Raw genomic sequence first — 18,835 nt, 5'->3', positions numbered from 1 at the left:
CCCAACGACACCGCCGGCAGCAGCAGCCCGCTGGCCCCCACCCGCCGATACGGCATCGAAGCATAACGATTCTCAACAGGCACAAAAGTCATGTCCTCATCCTAGGTCGACCGCTCCGAAGTAGCCGGGGCGGTCGAGTCGGGGGGTCGCTGCTTGCTCTGCGGGCCGTTGCACCCTTCCGGCTGCCCAGCCGCCTCCACTCGTCCGTCTCCTGACGCCCTCGGATCAAATCCTCCGGCCAGTTCCCTGGCTGCTTCCCTGGCCCACTCCTCCGGCCCGCACTCCAGCCACCTGCGCCCGTACCCTCCTCAACCTGCTCGCTCGGCCCACCTCCCCCGACTCGTTCTGACAGAGCGCGACTTATCCACATAGCGATATGGGAAGAATATTAGTAATTCCGTTCTAATAAAATTGGCTCATGTCACTCGCACTCGCTGATCCTGATGCCGGCACGGAGGAATCGTTGACCTCGCTCGTGCCCGTGCTGGAAGCGGCCGGCCGACGATTCGGCGCACGGGCAGACGTCCTGACGACAGCTGAACTGGTGACGTGTCTTGAATCGGTGGAGGCCCTTTCCCGGACGCTGGAATACCTCCAGGTCGTCGGAGCTGCTGCCGCCGAACGGCAGCGGGTCGCCGGAATCGGCGGGCGGCTCCAGGCAGAATCGGCGGTGGGCTGCGACTCGGGCTGGGGCCAGGGCTGGAGCTCCGGTTCGGGCTCAGGCTCGGGCTCAGGCACCGGCTCAGGCACCGGCTCGGGCACCGGCTCAGGCACCGACTCAGGCACCGGCTCGGGCACCGGCTCAGGCACCGGCTCAGGCACCGGCTCAGGCACCGGCTCAGGCACCGGCTCAGGCACCGGCTCATCGAGCAACCAGAACGCCCTTCGGCAGCGAAATGAATTCCGCGACACGGCCGATTATCTTCGTGCTCGGCTCCGGATCACGAGGGCCGAAGCCCGGCGTCGGGTGCGGCTGGGCCTGGCGGTGACCGGGCAGCCGACCCTGACGGGTGACGTCTGTCCGCCCCGCTTCGAAGTACTGGCGGCCGCTTTCGCGGCAGGCGATCTCGGTGCGGATGCCGCGCTCCAGATCCACGACGGCGTCGATCGTGCCCGTACGAACGCCGAACCCGCGGCGGTGCTCGCCATGGAGGAATGCCTCACGGCTCAGGCGGTCGAATCCGACGGCGACCTTCTCCGCGTCGTGACTCGGCGGTGGGGATACGCCCTGGATCCTGATGGCCGTGAACCCACCGAGGAGACGCTGCGAGCCCAACAGGGCGTCTTCGTCAGGGGCCGACGGCGCGGCCTGCAGCGACTCGAGATCGCCGCCGACGACGAACAGTTCGAGTACCTCCTGACCGCCATGAACACTGCGGCCAATCCGCGCCTCAGGACAGCTTCCGGTTCTGCCTCTTTCGGCGAGGGCAACCCGGGCACTGGAAGTCTCAGTGCAGAGGGTTCCGGTCCGGAGAGTACCGATCCAGGGTATTCCGAACCAGGAAGTCCCGATCCAGGCCGTTCCGCCTCGCCCGGCAGCGCCGAGCCGGGGCAGGACAACAGTGCCTCGGCAGGCGCCGCCGTGGAAGCCTGCGACCTCCCCGAGACTCGCACACGGCCGCAACTGCTCCTCGACGGGCTGGTCGGCGCCTGTCAGGTCGCCCTTGCGACGGACACGCTGCCGGCCACGGGAGGTCATCGGCCTCAGGTCATGGTCACCATCGACTACCGGACTCTCGTGGGGCGACTCGATGGACGAGCGGGTGGCACCTCCCGGGCGCGCGCGCATCGTCCGCACCTTCCCTCGATGGAACGCCTGATCGTGCACAGCGGCAACGACGGCACCTTCGCTACCGACGGCGGAGGTATCGATCTCCCCTCCGGACCCTCGATCAGCACAGTGGAGCGTCTCGGGCCCACCACACCGGGTGGAGGCTACAGCGTATTCGGCGGGCCGATGAGCGCGAGCGTGGTGCGGAAGATGGCCTGTGATGCGGACATCATCCCGATCGTCCTGGGAGGACAGGGCGAGATCCTCGACGCCGGTCGTGCCCGGCGTCTCTTCGGCGTAGCCCAGCGTCGAGCACTCGTGGCTCGGGACAGGGGTTGCGCTTTTCCCTCCTGCACCATCCCGGCGGTCTGGACCGAAGCACACCACATCACACCCTGGGCGGACGGCGGACCGACCGATGTCTCCAACGGTTGCCTGCTCTGCTCCTTCCATCATCGCCTGGTCGAGCAGGGCAACTGGGTCATCGAGGTGAAGGAAGGATTGCCCTGGTTCATCCCGCCGCCCTATCTCGATCCCGAGCGGGTCCCGCGACGGAACGAGCACCGGGAGCTGGCGTCGTGACCACCGGCGACCGGCTGCCCGTCAGCTCACACGCCGGGAGGTCCGCCCGGTGGTCCCGTCGGCGAGTCACGCCACTTCTCCATCGCCGGACCGATCGCCCGGACGGACTTGTCACGACCACTGGCCTTCGCGGCATAGAGCGCCCGGTCGGCCGCCGCGATGGCCGCATCCAGGTCGTAGTCGCTCGCCTCGATCGCGGCGATGCCGTAGCTGACGGTCGGCATCTCGAAGCCGCCCGGGGTCGAATGACCCCGAAGAGCCATGCTCACAGCCCGGGTGATGTCCTCGCTCCTCGAGACCGACGCGCCCGGCAACAGGAAGATGAACTCCTCGCCCCCGTAGCGTCCCACCAGATCCGTGGAGCGGACAGTCTCGGTGCAGGCCTCCGCAAAGGCCCTCAGCACTGTGTCCCCCGCCGCGTGCCCGTGCGTGTCGTTCACGGCCTTGAAGAAGTCGAGATCCGCGAGGATCAGCGTCCCGGGACGATCGGCCCGGGCCAGCCGGTCCGCGTGCGTGGCGGCGAGGTCGAGGAAACCCGATCGGTTGAGCAGCCCGGTCAGCGCGTCACGGTCGGCACGGGCCCGCAGATCGGTGGCGATCTGCTCGGCACTGAGCGCCGCCGCGCTGAAGGAGACGACGACGAGCAGCAGCATGGTGACGAGCGTCGTGATGCCCGAGCCGAAGTAGGTGGTGAAGACATGGCCGTCGGGACCTCCCACGACGAACGCGAGACACCGCGCGAGGTAGAGGATCGCCACGAAGCCGGAGGAGACCGCGAGGGGAGCCTGCACCTTGCTGTAGCTGCTCGGCAGGCGCCACAGCTCCCACGACGCGAGGCCGATGGCCAGGGACATCATCCCGAGGAACACCGGACCGCCGGACCACGAATCGGCGGCGGGGCCGCCGAGTGCCGAGGCCGCCAGTGTGAGCAGCGGTGCCGCTGCCAGCTGCAGCCATGCGGGCCTGCTCGTGCGCAGGGTCCGGGCTCCTGCCCACACACAGACCGCTCCCATGACCAGCAGCGTGTTCCCCAGCGGGTTGGCCCAGACCTGGTGCGCCGTTCCGTCCAGCAGGTAACTGGTGGTCCCCGTGAAGAAGAGGGCGATCGCCGCGCACCACCAGGCGCTGTATGCCGAACGCGTCTGCCGGAACGACACCGTGTAGAAGAGCACGAAGAGCGTGATGGAGATAGCCCCGAATGCCGCCTGCAGGGTTGTCGTGTCCAGTGTCATGTGTCCTTGCCGCCTCGTGCTGTCCGCGTACCGCTTCCGGCGGACCCGGGCCCCGCCACCGATGGCGACGGGACCCGATTCAGCGCAGGGAAGAGTGTCCCGCCCAGTATGACCGGGAGCACCGACCCTTCAGCGCCCCCGGTGCCAGTCCTGTCGGAACCCTTGCACAGTCCTGAACTACTCCCCGGAACTACGCCCTGCCCGGGCGGAGGACGAGCGACGCGTGAGGCGGAAGCTGCACCGTGTCGTCGAGCAGTCCGACGCCGTCAACCGTGGACAGCAGCACCTCGGCGCCGGCGCCACGGACTGGCACCGTCACCATGGCGTCACTGAGGTTCAGGACGACATCGGTGCTGCCCCTGTGCAGGACGATCCAGCGGTTCTCCTCGTCGAAGTCCACCGAGATGCTCCCGAAGTCGGCGTCGTGCAGTTCGGGGTGGGAGCGACGGAGGCGGATGAGATCGCGGTAGGTGGCGAGCAGCTCGGCGTGGTGCCCCTGCTCGATCTCGGCCCAGTCCAGCTTGGCCGACGCGAACGTCTCCGGGTCCTGCGGATTGGGCACGTCCTCCGGGCGCCAGCCCATCCGCTCGAACTCCTTCAGCCGCCCCTCGGCAGTGGCCTTGCCGAGCTCCGGTTCCGGATGGGAAGTGAAGAACGGCCAGGGCGTGGAGGCGCCGTACTCCTCGCCCATGAAGAGCATCGGGGTGAAGGGCCCGAGGATGTTCAGGACGGCAGCCTGCGCGAGCTGCGCCGGGTTCAGGGTCGCGCTGATGCGGTCACCTGCGGCCCTGTTGCCGATCTGGTCGTGGTTCTGGGTCGCGACGACGAGCTGGAGCGGCGACACACGCGACGGGTCGATCTCGCGACCGTGGTGGCGTTCCCTGAAGGACGAGTAGGTGCCGTTGTGGAAGAACCCCTTCTCAAGGACCTTCGCCAGTGCTCCCACGGAGTTGAAATCCAGGTAGTACCCCTCGGTCTCGCCCGTGAGGTTGACGTGCACTGCGTGGTGGAAGTCGTCGCTCCACTGCCCGGCGAGGCCGTACCCCCCGACGTCCCGGCCCTGGATCAGGCGCGGGTTGTTGAGATCCGACTCGGCGATGAGGAACAGCGGCTTGCCGAGTTCCTCGGCCAGCTCGTCGGTCCGTGTCGCCAGTTCCTCGAGGATGTGGACGGCACGCTCGTCATGGAGGGCGTGCACGGCGTCGAGCCGGAGACCGTCCACGTGGTAGTCCCTGAACCATTGGGTGATGTTGTCGACGACGTACTGCCGCACCTCGTCCGACTGCGGGCCGTCGAGATTGAGGGAGTCGCCCCACGTGTTGGACATCCCCTCGGTGAGGTACGGAGCGAAGAGGCCGAGGTAGTTGCCGCTGGGCCCGAGATGGTTGTGGACGACGTCCTGGATGACGCCGAGACCTTTCCGGTGCGCCGCGTCGACGAAGCGCTGGTAGGCCGCAGGACCGCCGTAGGTCTCCTGCACCGCGTACCAGAGGACGCCGTCGTAGCCCCAGTTGTGGGTGCCGTTGAAGGCGTTGACGGGCAGCAGCTCCACGAACTGCACCCCGAGGTCCACGAGGTAGTCGAGCTTGCCGATCGCAGCATCCAGCGTCCCCTCGGGCGTGAAGGTGCCGATGTGCATCTCGTAGATGACCCCGCCGGTGAGCCCCGGTGACTGCCACGACTCGTCCTGCCATGCGTAGGCCGCCGGGTCGAACGTCCGGGAGAGCCCATGGACGCCCTCGGGCTGGCGGCGTGAGCGGGGGTCGGGCACCGGCGTCCCGGAGCCGTTCACCAGGTAGCCGTAGGAGACATCGGACGAAGACGACGGCGGCGCGTCGGTCGGGTGCCACCAGCCGCCGTCATCCTGGGTCATCGGGTACCGGGCGCCGTCGGCAACGAGGGTCAGGGACTCGGCGCGGGGCGCCCAGACATCGAAGGTGGAACTCATGCTGCGTCCTCCTGGACCAGTAGGGCTGCGGGGAAGGTGGAGAAGATGTCGGCTGCACGCACGGTGCCACCGCTGACGGCTGTGCCGGTCAGCGCACAGGTGTAGCTGCCGGCGGGGATCTCCAGGGTGGTGTCACCCCACCCGCCGCGCTGCACGAGCCCGAAGGGCAACCGCGTGATGAGGGTGACCACGCCGCCGCGGTCGAACCCGAATACGTGCTCCGCGGCCTCGCCGGAGGCGGCGACGGCGGTGTAGCCGGTGAACAGCTCCGGCCGGTCACGGCGCAGCTTGAGGGCACGCGAGACGACGAGCAGCTTGGCATGGGCGTCAGCCCCGACCGGCGGCAGCGCACCGAAGTTCAGATCTGTCAGCACCTGGCGTCGAGCCTCGTAGTCCACCTCGCGGCGGTTGTCGGGGTCCACCAGCGACGTGTCCCAGAACTCGGTGCCCTGGTACACGTCCGGGACGCCCGGCATGGTCAGTTGCAGCAGCTTCAGTCCGATCGAATTGGACCACCCCGCTGCCTGGATGCGTTCCACGAAGGCGGTGATGATGCCCGACACGGCGGCATCGTCGAAGGCCGCGTCCACGGCTGCATGCATGCCGCGTTCGAAGTCCTCGTCCGGGGCGGTCCAGTGCGTGCTGAGATCTGCCTCACGCGAGGCCTTCTCCACGTAGGCGTGGGCCCGTTCCCTGCTCAGCGGCCACGCACCGATGAGCGACTGCCAGAGCAGCGGCGCGAACGTGGGGTCCTTGATGGGCGCCAGGTCCTCCAGCTGCGCGAGGATCGCGGTCCACTCGTCGGCGACCTCGGAGATGACCGAGATGCGGGTGCGGGTGTCCTCGCTGCGCTTCGTGTCGTGCGTGCTGAGCGTCGTCATGGCCAGCGGGCTGTCCGTCTCGCGCTGGAGCAGGCGGCGGTGCAGTTCGAGCGGGTCGATCGCGAAGATCCCCGGGTCCGCGCCTACCTCATTGAGCGAGACGAGCCTCGAATACCGGTAGAACGCGGTGTCCTCGACACCCTTCGCCATCACCATGCCAGAGGTCTGCTGGAACCGCCGGGCCAGCTCGGTCAGGTCCCCCGAGCCGCCGTCGAGGAACGGGTTGAGGAGCGGGTGGAGCGCCGTGATGGTTTCCGCGAGGTCCGGCCGACGCACCTGGGCATCGCGAACCGCCTCGGTGAGGTACTCCGCTCCGCCCGGCAGGTAGCTTCGGTAGACGGGGAAACAGGTGAGCAGCTCGGCGATGGCGTCCGCCGCTGCATAGTCGTCGAGCCCTGCCCCGGACGGGACGAGCCGTGCGAGCCGCAGGACCTCGGAGCGCAGGATGCCGTCGGCGATGCCGCGCTTGGTCCCGTGGATCATCTCGTGGAACGGGTCGACGGGGACGGTGGCCGTCAGCGCGTGCTCTCCCGCCGGATCCGTGAAGAGGCGGTCGATGTCCGCGAGGGCGTCGTACCCGGTGGTTCCCTCGGTGGCCCAGTCGCCGGGGAGCTTCTCCCCCGGCTCGAGGATCTTCTCGACGAGCACGTAGGCACCGCCGGTCAGGCTGCGCAGGTCGTCGAGGTAGCCCTTCGGATCGGCGAGGCCGTCCGGGTGGTCGATGCGCAGTCCGTCCACGAGACCCTCGTCGAACCAGCGCTTCACCTCGCTGTGACTCTCCTGGAAGACCCACGGCACCTCCACGCGGAGTCCAGCCAGGGTGTTGACGCCGAAGAAGCGCCGGTAGTTCAGTTCGCTGTCGGCCCGGCGCCAGTTGACCAGCTCGTAGTGCTGGCGGTCGTGCACCTCGGCGCCGGAGTCGCCGGGGTGGGCGGTGCCGTCCGCGATCGGGTAGCGGTTGTCGTAGTAGTGCAGCTCACCGTCGACGACGGCAAGCTGGTCCAGTTCGTCGTCGCCGTCGCCGAGGACCGGCACGCGGATGCGGCCGCCGTTGGCATCCCAGTCGACGTCGAACGCCTCCGCCATGCGCGAGGAGGGGCCCTCCTTGAGCAGCTGCCACCACCAGGCGTTGTCAGCGGGGGTCTCGATGCCCATGTGGTTGGGGACGATGTCCACGAGCACACCCATGCCCGCCGACCGCGCGGCCTCGCTGAGCGCCGCGAGGCCAGCGGGGCCGCCACGGTCGGGGTCGACGGTGGTGGGGTCGGTCACGTCATAGCCGTGGCCGGACCCCTTCTCCGCCGTCAGGATCGGTGACAGGTAGACCCAGTCCACCCCGAGGTCGTGCAGGTACGGCACCAGGGCCGCAGCCCGATGCAGGTCGAACTCGCTCCGGATCTGCAGCCGGTAGGTCGATGTCGGTGTCAGCACGGTGGAGTCCTCCTGGAGGGGCGGTCGGGGGGGTCGAGCGGGCGGGAACGGGCGGCGACGGAAGGGATCCAGGGGTGCACCCCTTCGGGTGCACCCCTGGTTGTGCGGTTACTGCTACTGCGTGCCGGTCTTGGACGTGACCTCGTTGGCGAGGATGGCCAGGGACGCCGCGACCGAGTGGTCGAGATCCTCGACCTCGGAGTGGGCCCGGAGGACCACCATGGACTTCGCCTCGACGGACACCACGGCGCCCGACGGGATCGCCTCGCTGTCGGCGTACTTGCCCGCCGTGTCGATGACCTCGTCCCACGACGTGCCGTACTCGTCCGAGGGGATCGTGAAGTCCACGGCCTCGTCATGCGCGTTGAAGTACAGCAGGAAATTGGCGTCCACGATCCGCTGGCCGCGCGCGTCCCTGCCCTGGATGCCCTGGCCGTTGAGGAAGACTCCGATCGAGCGGCCGAAGCCGCTGTTCCAGTCCTCGGGTGCCATGAGCTCTCCGGAGGTATCGAGCCACACGATGTCCGGCAGCGCCTCGCCCTCGCCGCGGCGCACGGGGCGGCCGTCGAAGAACCGGCGACGGCGGAACGTGGGGTGCTCGGACCGCAGGCGGTTCACCGCCGCGGTGAATTCGAGCAACGGCTGGTCCATCTTGTCCCAGTGCACCCAGCTGAGCTCGGAGTCCTGGCAGTAGGTGTTGTTGTTGCCTTCCTGCGTCCGCCCGAGTTCGTCGCCGTGCAGCAGCATCGGGACGCCCTGCGAGAGCAGGAGGGTGGCGATGAAGTTGCGCTGCTGCCGGACGCGGATCGCGAGCACCTCGGGATCGTCGGTGGGGCCTTCGACCCCGCCGTTCCAGGAACGGTTGTGCGATTCGCCGTCGTTGTTGTCCTCGCCGTTGGCCTCGTTGTGCTTCTCGTTGTAGGACACGAGGTCCCGCAGCGTGAAGCCGTCGTGGGCGGTGACGAAGTTGATCGACGCGACCGGACGCCGCATCGAGTGCTCGTACAGGTCCGCCGAACCGGTGAGGCGTGAGGCGAACTCGCCGATGCTGGAGGGCTCCCCACGCCAGAAGTCGCGGACGGTGTCGCGGTACTTGCCGTTCCACTCGGTCCACTGCGGCGGGAAGTTCCCGACCTGGTAGCCGCCGGGTCCGACGTCCCACGGCTCGGCGATGAGCTTCACCTGCGAGACGACCGGGTCCTGCTGCACGAGTTCGAAGAAGGCCGAGAGGCGGTCCACCTCGTAGAACTCGCGGGCGAGGGCGGAGGCGAGGTCGAAGCGGAAGCCGTCCACGTGCATCTCGGTGACCCAGTAGCGCAGCGAGTCCATGAGCAGCTGCAGGGAGTGCGGGTTACCGACGTTGAGCGAGTTGCCGGTACCCGTGGTGTCCATGTAGTACTGCTTGTCGTCCTCCACCAGGCGGTAGTAGGACGCGTTGTCGATACCGCGCATCGAGAGCGTCGGCCCCATGTGGTTGCCTTCGGCCGTGTGGTTGTACACGACATCGAGGATGACCTCGATGCCCGCGAGGTGCAGCTCGCGCACCATCGCCTTGAACTCCTGGACCTGCTCGCCCTGGTCGCCCGTGGAGTTGTACTTGTTGTGCGGCGCGAAGAAGCCGATCGTGTTGTAGCCCCAGTAGTTCGAGAGGCCCTTCTCCTGCAGGGTGCTGTCGTTCACGAACTGGTGCACGGGCATGAGTTCGATGGCCGTGACGCCGAGCTTCTGCAGGTGCGCGATGACGGAGGGGTGCGCCACGCCGGCGTAGGTGCCGCGCTGCTCCTCGGGGATGTCCGGGTGGAGCTGCGTGAGTCCCTTGACGTGGGCCTCGTAGATGACGGACTGGTGGTAGGGCGTCCGCGGCATGCGGTCGCCGTCCCAGTTGAAGAAGGGATTCACGACGACGCCGAGCATCATGTGCGCGGCGGAGTCCTCGTTGTTGACGGAGTGCTCGTCGCCGAAGTTGTAGCCGAACAGCGCCTGGTCCCAGTCGAGGTCCCCGGAGATCGCCTTCGCGTAGGGGTCGAGGAGCAGCTTGTTCGGGTTGCAGCGGTGTCCCTCGGCCGGGTTGTTCGGGCCGTGGACACGGTAGCCGTACTTCTGTCCGGGGGTCACGTGGGGGAGGTAGCCGTGCCAGACATAGCCGTCGACCTCCTTGAGCTCGACGCAGGTCTCGGTACCGTCATCGTCGAAGAGGCACAGGACGACGGAGTCCGCGATCTCGCTGTAGAGCGCGAAGTTCGTCCCCGTTCCGTCGTAGGTTGCTCCCAGGGGATACGCATCGCCGGGCCATAGTTCCATCAGTTCTCCTTGGTGTTCCGTTCCGTGCGCGCCGTCTCGGCGGTCACGGTGATACTCGCCGGCTTCGGGGTCCTGGTGCCCCGGCCGCTTGATCCATACATAGCGCATTCAACTGTCGGTGCGGTTAACTGCGTCGCCACCCCTCGTGTGACGCGGCCCCGTGTCCGGCAGCCGACGCTCATCGAGAAGTCCCGCCACCACCGCACCGATCTCGGCGGGCAGTCCGGAGACGACGACGGGCCCGCGCTGTGCGGCGCGCTGCCCGGCCCTGCCGTGGATCAGTGCTCCCGCGGCGGCGACCGCCGCCCACAGGTCCTCCTCGGCGACGCCCACGCGCCGGGCGGCGCCGTCGTCCTCCGCGAGGGTGGCGGCAAGCGCCCCGATGATCCCGGACAGCGTGTCGCCGGCTCCCGCCGTGGCGAGCCAGGGTGTGGCGTCGGCCTGGACGAAGAGGGTGCCCGACGGTGCCGCGACGACGGTCGTGAACCCCTTGAGGAGCACGGTGGCGCCGGTCAGCTCCGCGGCACGCAGGGCGAAGCGCGCGGGGTCCGCCTCGATGGCCGGCCTGCCGACGTCGAGTCCGCGAGCAGCGAGCAGGTCGCGCAGCTCCCCTGCGTGGGGTGTGAGGACCACCTGGGCGCCCACGCGATCGGGCACCTCGGCGAGGGCTCCGGCGTCGACGACGACCGGCAGGCCGGAGGCCAGGGCCTCGACGGCGCGACGGCGCTGGTCGTCGTCGTCGACGGCCCCGGGCCCGACGACCCACGCCTGGGAGCGGGCGTCGCCGATGGACCCGGTGGAGGCCACCGCCTCGGGTGTCCGCTGGTGGATCAGCGCGGCGACCGCAGTCGGGCCGAGGTAGCGCACCATGCCGACGCCGGTCGCGAGGGCGGCCCCCACGGCCAGGACGGCGGCTCCCGGGTAGCGGTCCGATCCGGCGGCGACGCCGAGCACCCCGCGTGAGTACTTGTGGTCATGCGCGCCGGGCGGACGCAGCAGTGCCGCGGCGTCAGCATCGAGCAGCCTGCGGGCCGCGGGCGTGAACGGCGCGAGGTCGAGGCCGAGATCCACGACGTTGAGCTCACCCGCGGCCACGGCGCCGTCGCCGATGAGCAGTCCCGGCTTCGCCGCACCGAAGGTGACGGTGGCATCGGCCTGGAGTACGGGCCCCTCCACGAGCCCGGAGTCGACGCCGATGCCGCTCGGCAGGTCACAGGCCACCACGAGCGCGGACCGGCGGCCGCGGGGACCGGCGGTGTCGTTGAAGGCCTGCACGAAGGCTGCATCGGCGCCCCGGAGGCTTCCGGTGGCGCCCGTGCCGAGGATCCCGTCGATGAGGAGGTCGGCCGAGGCGGCGTGCGCCGCGAGCGCCGGGACGCCGGCGTCGTCGAGCAGGACGCTCCTGCCGCCGGCGGCGAGGAAGGTCTCGAGGGCAGCGGCGTGGACACGCTCGGAGGTGAGGACGGCCGTGGCCGCGACACCGCGGCGCAGCAGACGCTCCCCCGCGTACAGCGCGTCGGCACCGTTGTTGCCGCTGCCTGCCAGCACGACGGCGGTGGCACCGTACGTCCCGCGGCCCGCCTCGCGCAGCAGGCCCAGGGCCACGCCGAACAGGCCGTGGGCGGCCTTCTGCATGAGGGCATGCCCCTGCCCCGCGTCGATGAGGGGGGCCTCCGCAGCGCGGACGTCACCCCCGGAAAAGGCAAACAGCATATGGTCGAGCTTAGCGGTAAGCCGACCGGTAATCAGCACGGTTACTATTTTGCGCTCGGCGGTGCTGTGCCTTCCGCAACCACCATCGCCGTGGCGAGGCCGCCGTCGTGGCTGATGGACAGGTGCCAGGTCTCGACGCCGCGGGCCCGGGCGGCATCGGCGACGGTCCCGTCGACGACGACGGACGGCGCACCGGCGTCGTCCACCTCGATGGTGCAGTGCTGCCAGTTCATGCCGACGGGGGCGCCGATGGCCTTCGCGATGGCCTCCTTGGCGGCGAACCGCGCGGCGAGGGACCGTATGGTGAGCCCGCGCTCGGAGGGAACGAACAATCGCTCCACGAGGGCCGGCGTGCGCTCGAGCTGCTGCCGGAAGCGCTCGATGTCCACGACGTCGACGCCGATACCGACGATCACGCCGAGGCCCTGCCCGGCGCCGCCGTGCTGCTGCACGGCGGCACCCGGAGGGGACTACTCAACCGTGACCGACTTCGCCAGGTTGCGCGGCTGGTCCACGTCGTAGCCCTTGGCGCTGGCGAGGGCGAGCGCGAAGATCTGCAGCGGCACGGTGGTGAGCAGCGGCGCGAGGAGCGTCGGGGACGCGGGCACGTAGAAGACGTGTTCCGAGTACGCCTCCACGGAGGTGTCGCCCTCCTCGGCGATGACGATCGTGACCGCTCCGCGTGCCCGGATCTCCTGGACGTTCGAGACGACCTTGGCGTGCAGCGAGTCGCGGGTGCTCGGCGACGGCATGACCACCACGACGGGCTGGCCCTCCTCGATCAGGGCGATCGGTCCGTGCTTCAGCTCGCCGGCGGCGAAGCCCTCGGCGTGGATGTAGGCGAGCTCCTTCAGCTTGAGCGCGCCCTCCATCGCGACCGGGAAGCCGACGTGCCGGCCGAGGAACAGCACCGACTTCGCGTTCGCCATCTCGGCACCGAGCTGCTTGACCTTGTCGGCGTCGTCGAGGATGGACTGGATCTTCGCCGGGATCAAGGAGAGGTCGTTCAGCACGTCCGCGATCTCGTCGCGGTACTTGTTGCCGCGCAGCTGCGCGAGGTAGAGACCCAGCAGGTAGGCGGCGGTGATCTGCGCGAGGAACGCCTTCGTGGAGGCCACGGCGATCTCCGGACCGGCGTGGGTGTAGATCACGGCGTCCGACTCCCGCGGGATGGTGGAGCCGTTGGTGTTGCAGATCGCCACGACCTTGGCGCCCTGCTCACGGGCGTACCGGACGGCCATGAGCGTGTCCATGGTCTCGCCGGACTGCGAGACCGCGACCACGAGCGTCTTCTCGTTGACGATCGGGTCCCGGTAGCGGAACTCGTGGGACAGCTCCACCTCGGTGGGGATCCGGCACCAGTGCTCGATGGCGTACTTGGCGACCTGCCCGGCGTAGGCGGAGGTGCCGCAGGCGAGGACGACGATCTTGTCGACGGAGCGCAGGATCGCCTCGTCGATGCGCAGCTCGTCCAGTACGAGGTTGCCCGAGACGTCGGAGCGCCCGAGGAGCGTCTGGCCGACGGCGTCCGGCTGGTCGTGGATCTCCTTCTCCATGAAGGAGTCGAAGCCGCCCTTCTCGGCCGCGGCGGCGTCCCAGCTGACGTGGAACTCGGTGCCCTCGGCGGGTGCACCGAAGAAGTCCGTGATGGTCACCTCGTCGGGCGTGATGGTGACGATCTGGTCCTGGCCGAGCTCAACCGCGCGGCGCGTGAAGTCGATGAAGCCGGACACGTCGGAGCCCAGGAAGTTCTCGCCGTCACCGAGGCCGACGACGAGCGGGGAGTTGCGGCGGCCCGCGGCGACGGTTCCGGGCTGGTCCTGGTGGATGGCGAGGAGGGTGAAGGCGCCCTCGAGGCGCTGGCAGGCCTGCTGCAGCGCGAGGGTGAGCAGGTCGCCCTCGGTGCCGCTGTTCACGAGGCCGCGGTACAGGTAGCCGACCAGCCCGGCGGCCACCTCGGTGTCGGTGTCGGAGATGAAGGTGAGGCCCTCACCCGTCAGTTCGGCCTTGAGCTCGGCGTAGTTCTCGATGATGCCGTTGTGGATCAGGGCGAGCCGGCCGTCGTCGGCCAGGTGGGGGTGGGCGTTCTGGTCGGTGGGTCCGCCGTGCGTGGCCCAGCGGGTGTGTCCGATCCCGGTCAGCGAGCGCGGCAGCGGGGACGCTGCCAGTGCACCGACGAGGTTGGTCAGCTTGCCGGCCTTCTTCCTCGACTCGATGCCCGCCGGCGTGATGACGGCGACACCGGCGGAGTCGTACCCGCGGTACTCGAGCCGGCGAAGGCCCTCCATGACGACGTCGAGCGCCCCGTGGCGCGCCTCCGACGGTTCCTGATCGAACGCCGGGGCGACCGAGTCAAGCGCCGACGATCCTTGGCCGTGGTCCCGGCCTACATAGCCCACAATTCCACACATGTCACCTAGCGTACCGGTGGCCGCGTTTGTTAATGCGCAAGGCACCGGGCAGAATCGTGAGGTGAGTGACACAAGCACGGGCACGCAGCAGTCCACCAGTGCCGAATCCTTCACACCTTTCGTCGAACTGGACCGCCAGATGTGGTCTCGCCTGTCGCACGAGATCGAGAGTCCGCTGAACGTCGAGGACGTCCAGCGCCTCCGCGGCCTCGGCGACGCGCTGAACCTCGACGAGGTGCGCGAGGTCTATCTCCCCCTCTCCCGCCTGCTGAACCTGTACACCGCCGCAGCGGGGCAGCTGCACGCGGCCACCAACACGTTCCTGGGAGAGACGACCACGAGGACGCCGTTCGTGATCGGCGTGGCCGGCTCGGTGGCGGTGGGCAAGTCGACGACGGCGCGCGTGCTGCGCGAACTGCTGCGGCGCTGGCCTGACACCCCGAACGTGGAACTCATCACCACGGACGGATTCCTGTACCCGAACGCGGAACTCCACCGTCGCGGACTCATGCAGCGCAAGGGCTTCCCCGAGTCCTACGACCGCCGCCGGCTGCTCCGCTTCGTCAGCGAGGTCAAGAGCGGGGCCGCCGAGGTCCGGGCGCCCTCGTACTCGCACCTCACCTACGACATCGTGCCCGGTCGGGAGATCGTCGTGCGCCGACCCGACGTGCTGATCGTCGAGGGCCTCAACGTCCTGGCCCCGGCACGGCCGAGGACCGACGGCATCACCGGGCTCGCCGTGAGCGACTTCTTCGACTTTTCCATCTTCGTGGACGCGAAGACCGCGCACATCGAGCAGTGGTACATCGACCGCTTCCAGTCCCTCCGTTCCAGTGCGTTCGCCGACCCGGAGTCCTACTTCCACCGCTACGCGGGCCTCAGCGACGAGGAGGCACAACGGACGGCCAGGGGCATCTGGGAGCGCATCAACGAGCCCAACCTGGTGACGAACGTGCTGCCGACGCGCGGCCGGGCACAACTGGTGCTGACCAAGGACGCCGACCACTCCGTGCGCCGCATGCTGCTCCGGAAGACCTGAGGGTGCGCATCAGGGGGTCGGTGGCGGTGATGCTGCTCGCGCTGGCGCTTCCCGCCTGCTCGGGCGCAGACCCCGCGGCGACGGTGTCCACCACCGTCGCCGCGGGCCCTGCCGCCACCGGATCCTCCGCCGCCTCCGATCCCTCGTCCACAGCGGGCTCGAGCACGCTCCCGGCTCCGGTCCAGCGGGAGCCCGTCCCTGCGCCCACGACGTCCGGTGCGGCTGCCGGCCCCACCGCGGGTCCCACCGCGACTGCCCCGCCGGCCGGCGCACACTCGGACCCGGGCGCCGTCGACGTCGTCGTGAACAAGCGCCGCCCCCTCGTGCCGCTGGATTTCGCGCCCGCCGACCTGCGGCAGCCCGACGCGGCGACGGCCGCGGAGAACGCCCTGCTGCGCCCCGACGTCGCCTCGGCCGTGGAGGAGATGTTCGGGGCGGCCGCGAAGGACGGCGTGGCGCTCACCCTGGTCAGCGGCTACCGGTCCTTCGCAACCCAGGAATCGACGTACGCCTCATGGGTGGCGCAGTACGGCGACGCAGCGGGCGCGGACACGGTCTCGGCGCGGCCCGGGTATTCCGAGCACCAGACAGGGCTCGCGTTCGACATCGGGCAGGCGGACGGAGCGTGCACGCTCGTCCTCTGCTTCCGGGACACCCCCGCCGCGCAGTGGACAGCTCTTCATGCCGCAGATTTCGGCTTCATCCTCCGCTACCCGCTGGGATCGCACGAGATCACGGGTTTCTCCGCGGAATCCTGGCATCTCCGGTACGTGGGCAGGGACGTCTCGCTCGCGATGAGGGCGGCGGGCACGCAGACCCTCGAGGAGCATTTCGGCCTGCCGGCAGCGCCGTCCTACTGACCTGGGCCGGCGCCGATCCGTCCGGGCACCAGAGGCTCGCGGAGTACTCCCACCCCGGTCGTGCTGTGTCCGGTGCTCGAGCACGTCAGCGCGGGTGCGCGATCAGGACCACCGCTCGCGAGCGCGCTAGGACGCGCCGCCGCTCGCCCGCCCGGGACCGGCCGGCAGGGGCACGCCGGTCTCGTCGGCCAGCACCCGAAGCAGGTCGTCCTGGAACCCCGTGTCGTGCACGGCGTCGTGCGGCTCGCGCCTCTGCCGGTGGTACCAGTAGCCGCCACTCGTCAGCGCATCCGGGTCGTCGCTCGTCGCCAGCCACACCTGGGTCCGGTGGCCGAGGTCGAGGTCGTCCGGGGCGTTCGGTCCGCCCATGCGGGTGGGCACCTAGCCGGGATCGACGGCGCTGGCCAGCAGGTCGGGACGTGTCCTCGCCAGTGCCGCGACGAGCGTCGTGACGAACAGCTTGCTGTCGCCGTAGGAGCCGGGGGCGGTCCCTCGCCAGTCCACCCCCTGCAGCGTCGCGCGTCCGCCGTAGTGCGAGCCGCTGCTGAGGTAGACGTGGCGGCGCGGGCCGTCCAGTAGCGCGGTGAGGAGGTACGGCGCGATCACGTTGACGGGCATCACGGGGCGGCCGGTGTAGACGCCGGCGTTGTGGATCACGGCGTCGAGCGGCTCCGCAGCATTCAGCTCGTCGGCGATCCGTCCGACGGCGTCGCGCTTTTCGAGGTCGCCCACCACGAGTCCGGCGCCGCGCGCAGTGAGCGCGGCGAGACCGGCAGCACGGTCCTCGTTGCGGGCGTGCGCGACGACGTCGTGCCCCTGCGCGAGCAGGGTCTCCACGGCGGTGAGGCCGAGGCCCTCCGCCGATCCCGTGACCAGGATTCTCATGATCGTGCCCCTCCGTAGGACCGTCCGTCTTTGTAGGACCGTGCGTCCGCTGCGTGCATCGTCCAGCTCCGTCGTCGAGTCCCCACCGCACGTCCGTCGCGGCGTCGTGGGCCCAGCATCCCCCGCCACCGGGTGGTCCGCAACACCGGGCTCCCCCACCTTGCGGCCTGCCACCGGACCCGCAGCCGTACCCGTACCAGGACCGGGACCAGGACCGGGACCGGGACCGGACTGCGCACGACCTCACGGCGCCGGCCCGGCGCGGATAGGTGAACGTCACGGAGCGTTTACGCAGCACGCAGGGAACGGGAACGCGCGCTCACTAGCGTCGGGGGGAAGCAGCCACACCAGCCCCTGGAGGACTTCCGTGAGCATCGACGAAGCAGCATCTCCCGCACTGGCGACAGCGGCTCCGGCACCTGTCGCGAGCGCACCCCCGCTGGTCCACCGCCCCGGGCGGTGGATCGACAACTGGGACGCCGAGGACACCGCCCAGTGGAACAGCGGCGGCAGGTCCATCGCCAAGCGCAACCTCCAGTGGTCCATCGCCTGCGAATTCCTGGGATTCGTGGTCTGGCAGCTGTGGTCCATCGTCGTCGTCTACCTGCCGGCCGCGGGCTTCACCTTCTCGACGTCGCAGATCTTCTGGCTGATCTCGATGCCGTCCCTCGTCGGTGCGACGCTGCGCATCCCGTACACCTTCATGGTGCCGCGGTTCGGTGGCCGGAACTGGACGATCGTCTCCGCCCTCCTCCTGCTGATCCCGACCATCGGCCTCGCCGTGTGCGTCTCGAACCCGGAGACGCCCTTCGGGGTGATGCTGGCGGTCGCGGCACTCGCCGGCTTCGGTGGTGGCAACTTCGCCAGTTCGATGGCGAACATCACCTTCTTCTACCCGGCCCGGGAGAAGGGGTGGGCCCTCGGGCTGAACGCCGCCGGCGGCAACCTCGGCGCGGCCGTCGCCCAGCTCGTGGTGCCGATCGCCGTCGTGCTCGGTGCCGCCGCGACCGTGAACCTGCCGCTCGCCGGCTGGCTCTGGGTACCGCTGATCCTGGTCGCCGCCTTCGGCGCCTGGAAGTACATGGACAACCTGTCCAGCGCCAGGAGCGACCTCGCGGGTTCGCTCGCCGCCGTCCGGGAGCCGCACCTGTGGATCATGGCGTTCCTCTACATCGGGACGTTCGGCTCGTTCATCGGCTTCGCCGGAGTGTTCCCGAAGCTGATCGTCGATTCCTTCCCCGCCTTCTCCACCATCACCATGGGCGGGGTCACCCTGGGCCTGGCCTTCCTCGGCCCGCTGGTCGGTTCCCTCGCCCGCCCCTTCGGCGGACGCCTGGCGGACCGCTTCGGCGGGGCGCTCATCACGGTGATGGCTTTCGCCGTGATGGCGGCCATCGCACTCACGGTGGTCTGGACCCTCCCCCTCTCGAACTTCTGGCTCTTCCTCGGCCTCTTCCTCGTCCTCTTCGCCGCAGCGGGAGCGGGAAACGGTGCCACGTACAGGATGATCCCGATCATCTTCGCCCGGCGCGGCGCCGCAGCAGGGTCCGAACTCCGCGAATCGGTGAGCACCGCCCGCAAGTCCGCCGCTGCCCTCGGGCTGATCTCCGCGGTCGGCGCCTACGGCGGCTTCCTCATCCCGCAGGTCCTCAACGCCTCGAAGGGCGCCTCGGGCAGCTACGACGGAGCGTTCTACGGCTTCGTCGGCGGATACGTCCTGATGCTCGCCGTCACGTGGTTCTTCTACCTCCGCCGCTCCTCGACCCTCGGCAAGGTCTGAC

The 18,835-nt window shown here is 69.3% G+C and carries 13 protein-coding genes; 4 read left to right on the top strand and 9 right to left on the bottom strand.

Annotation, left to right across the window (positions count from 1 at the left end; genetic code table 11):
- Nucleotides 1–418: 418 nt before the first annotated feature.
- Nucleotides 419–2,353, top strand: a complete 1,935-nt coding sequence (locus AC4D2O_RS11570; RefSeq protein ID WP_490907483.1) for an HNH endonuclease signature motif containing protein — start codon at nucleotides 419–421, stop codon at nucleotides 2,351–2,353.
- Nucleotides 2,354–2,379: 26 nt separating this feature from the next.
- Here AC4D2O_RS11570 and AC4D2O_RS11565 read toward each other — a convergent pair whose 3' ends face one another.
- From AC4D2O_RS11565 to glmS, 7 genes are all read right to left on the bottom strand, one after another.
- Entirely contained in the window at nucleotides 2,380–3,585 is a 1,206-nt protein-coding gene (locus AC4D2O_RS11565) for a GGDEF domain-containing protein (protein ID WP_490907482.1), read from the bottom strand.
- Nucleotides 3,586–3,775: 190 nt separating this feature from the next.
- Nucleotides 3,776–5,533, bottom strand: coding sequence for a malto-oligosyltrehalose trehalohydrolase (treZ, locus tag AC4D2O_RS11560; RefSeq protein ID WP_490907481.1), 1,758 nt, complete (start codon nucleotides 5,531–5,533; stop codon nucleotides 3,776–3,778).
- Nucleotides 5,530–7,845 (bottom strand): malto-oligosyltrehalose synthase, encoded by a 2,316-nt coding sequence (gene treY / locus AC4D2O_RS11555; protein WP_490907480.1) that lies wholly within the window; start codon nucleotides 7,843–7,845, stop codon nucleotides 5,530–5,532. The genes treZ and treY overlap by 4 nt, the downstream gene beginning before the upstream one ends.
- Before the next feature lie 114 nt (nucleotides 7,846–7,959).
- Complete coding sequence (gene glgX / locus AC4D2O_RS11550) at nucleotides 7,960–10,146, bottom strand: glycogen debranching protein GlgX (RefSeq protein WP_490907479.1); 2,187 nt, start codon at nucleotides 10,144–10,146, stop codon at nucleotides 7,960–7,962.
- A gap of 108 nt (nucleotides 10,147–10,254) precedes the next feature.
- Nucleotides 10,255–11,859 carry an NAD(P)H-hydrate dehydratase gene (locus AC4D2O_RS11545; protein WP_490907478.1) on the bottom strand — a complete coding sequence of 535 codons (1,605 nt, stop codon included), beginning with the start codon at nucleotides 11,857–11,859 and terminating at the stop codon, nucleotides 10,255–10,257.
- A gap of 44 nt (nucleotides 11,860–11,903) precedes the next feature.
- On the bottom strand, nucleotides 11,904–12,275 hold the full coding sequence (locus tag AC4D2O_RS11540) for a holo-ACP synthase (RefSeq protein ID WP_490907513.1): 372 nt from the start codon (nucleotides 12,273–12,275) through the stop codon (nucleotides 11,904–11,906).
- Nucleotides 12,276–12,329: 54 nt separating this feature from the next.
- On the bottom strand, nucleotides 12,330–14,270 hold the full coding sequence (glmS, locus tag AC4D2O_RS11535; RefSeq protein ID WP_490907477.1) for a glutamine--fructose-6-phosphate transaminase (isomerizing): 1,941 nt from the start codon (nucleotides 14,268–14,270) through the stop codon (nucleotides 12,330–12,332).
- A gap of 61 nt (nucleotides 14,271–14,331) precedes the next feature.
- Between glmS and coaA the strand changes: the two genes are divergently transcribed.
- On the top strand, nucleotides 14,332–15,309 hold the full coding sequence (gene coaA, locus AC4D2O_RS11530; RefSeq protein ID WP_334210659.1) for a type I pantothenate kinase: 978 nt from the start codon (nucleotides 14,332–14,334) through the stop codon (nucleotides 15,307–15,309).
- Nucleotides 15,310–15,311: 2 nt separating this feature from the next.
- Nucleotides 15,312–16,169 (top strand): M15 family metallopeptidase, encoded by an 858-nt coding sequence (locus AC4D2O_RS11525; RefSeq protein ID WP_490907476.1) that lies wholly within the window; start codon nucleotides 15,312–15,314, stop codon nucleotides 16,167–16,169.
- 126 nt (nucleotides 16,170–16,295) lie between these two features.
- On the opposite strand, the gene AC4D2O_RS11520 is transcribed toward AC4D2O_RS11525, so the two are convergent.
- Nucleotides 16,296–16,538 carry a hypothetical protein gene (locus AC4D2O_RS11520; protein WP_490907475.1) on the bottom strand — a complete coding sequence of 81 codons (243 nt, stop codon included), beginning with the start codon at nucleotides 16,536–16,538 and terminating at the stop codon, nucleotides 16,296–16,298.
- Nucleotides 16,539–16,550: 12 nt separating this feature from the next.
- The gene (locus AC4D2O_RS11515; RefSeq protein WP_490907474.1) at nucleotides 16,551–17,054 is read right to left on the bottom strand and encodes an SDR family NAD(P)-dependent oxidoreductase; all 504 of its coding nucleotides are present in this window, start codon (nucleotides 17,052–17,054) and stop codon (nucleotides 16,551–16,553) included.
- A gap of 367 nt (nucleotides 17,055–17,421) precedes the next feature.
- On the opposite strand from AC4D2O_RS11515, the gene AC4D2O_RS11510 reads away from it, so the two are divergent.
- Nucleotides 17,422–18,834: an MFS transporter gene (locus AC4D2O_RS11510; RefSeq protein WP_490907473.1), complete on the top strand. Its 1,413-nt coding sequence runs from the start codon at nucleotides 17,422–17,424 to the stop codon at nucleotides 18,832–18,834.
- Nucleotide 18,835: the final 1 nt, after the last annotated feature.

This window comes from Arthrobacter sp. TJ-238, assembly GCF_058269215.1.
This window is presented reverse-complemented; position numbering and strand designations above follow the sequence as displayed.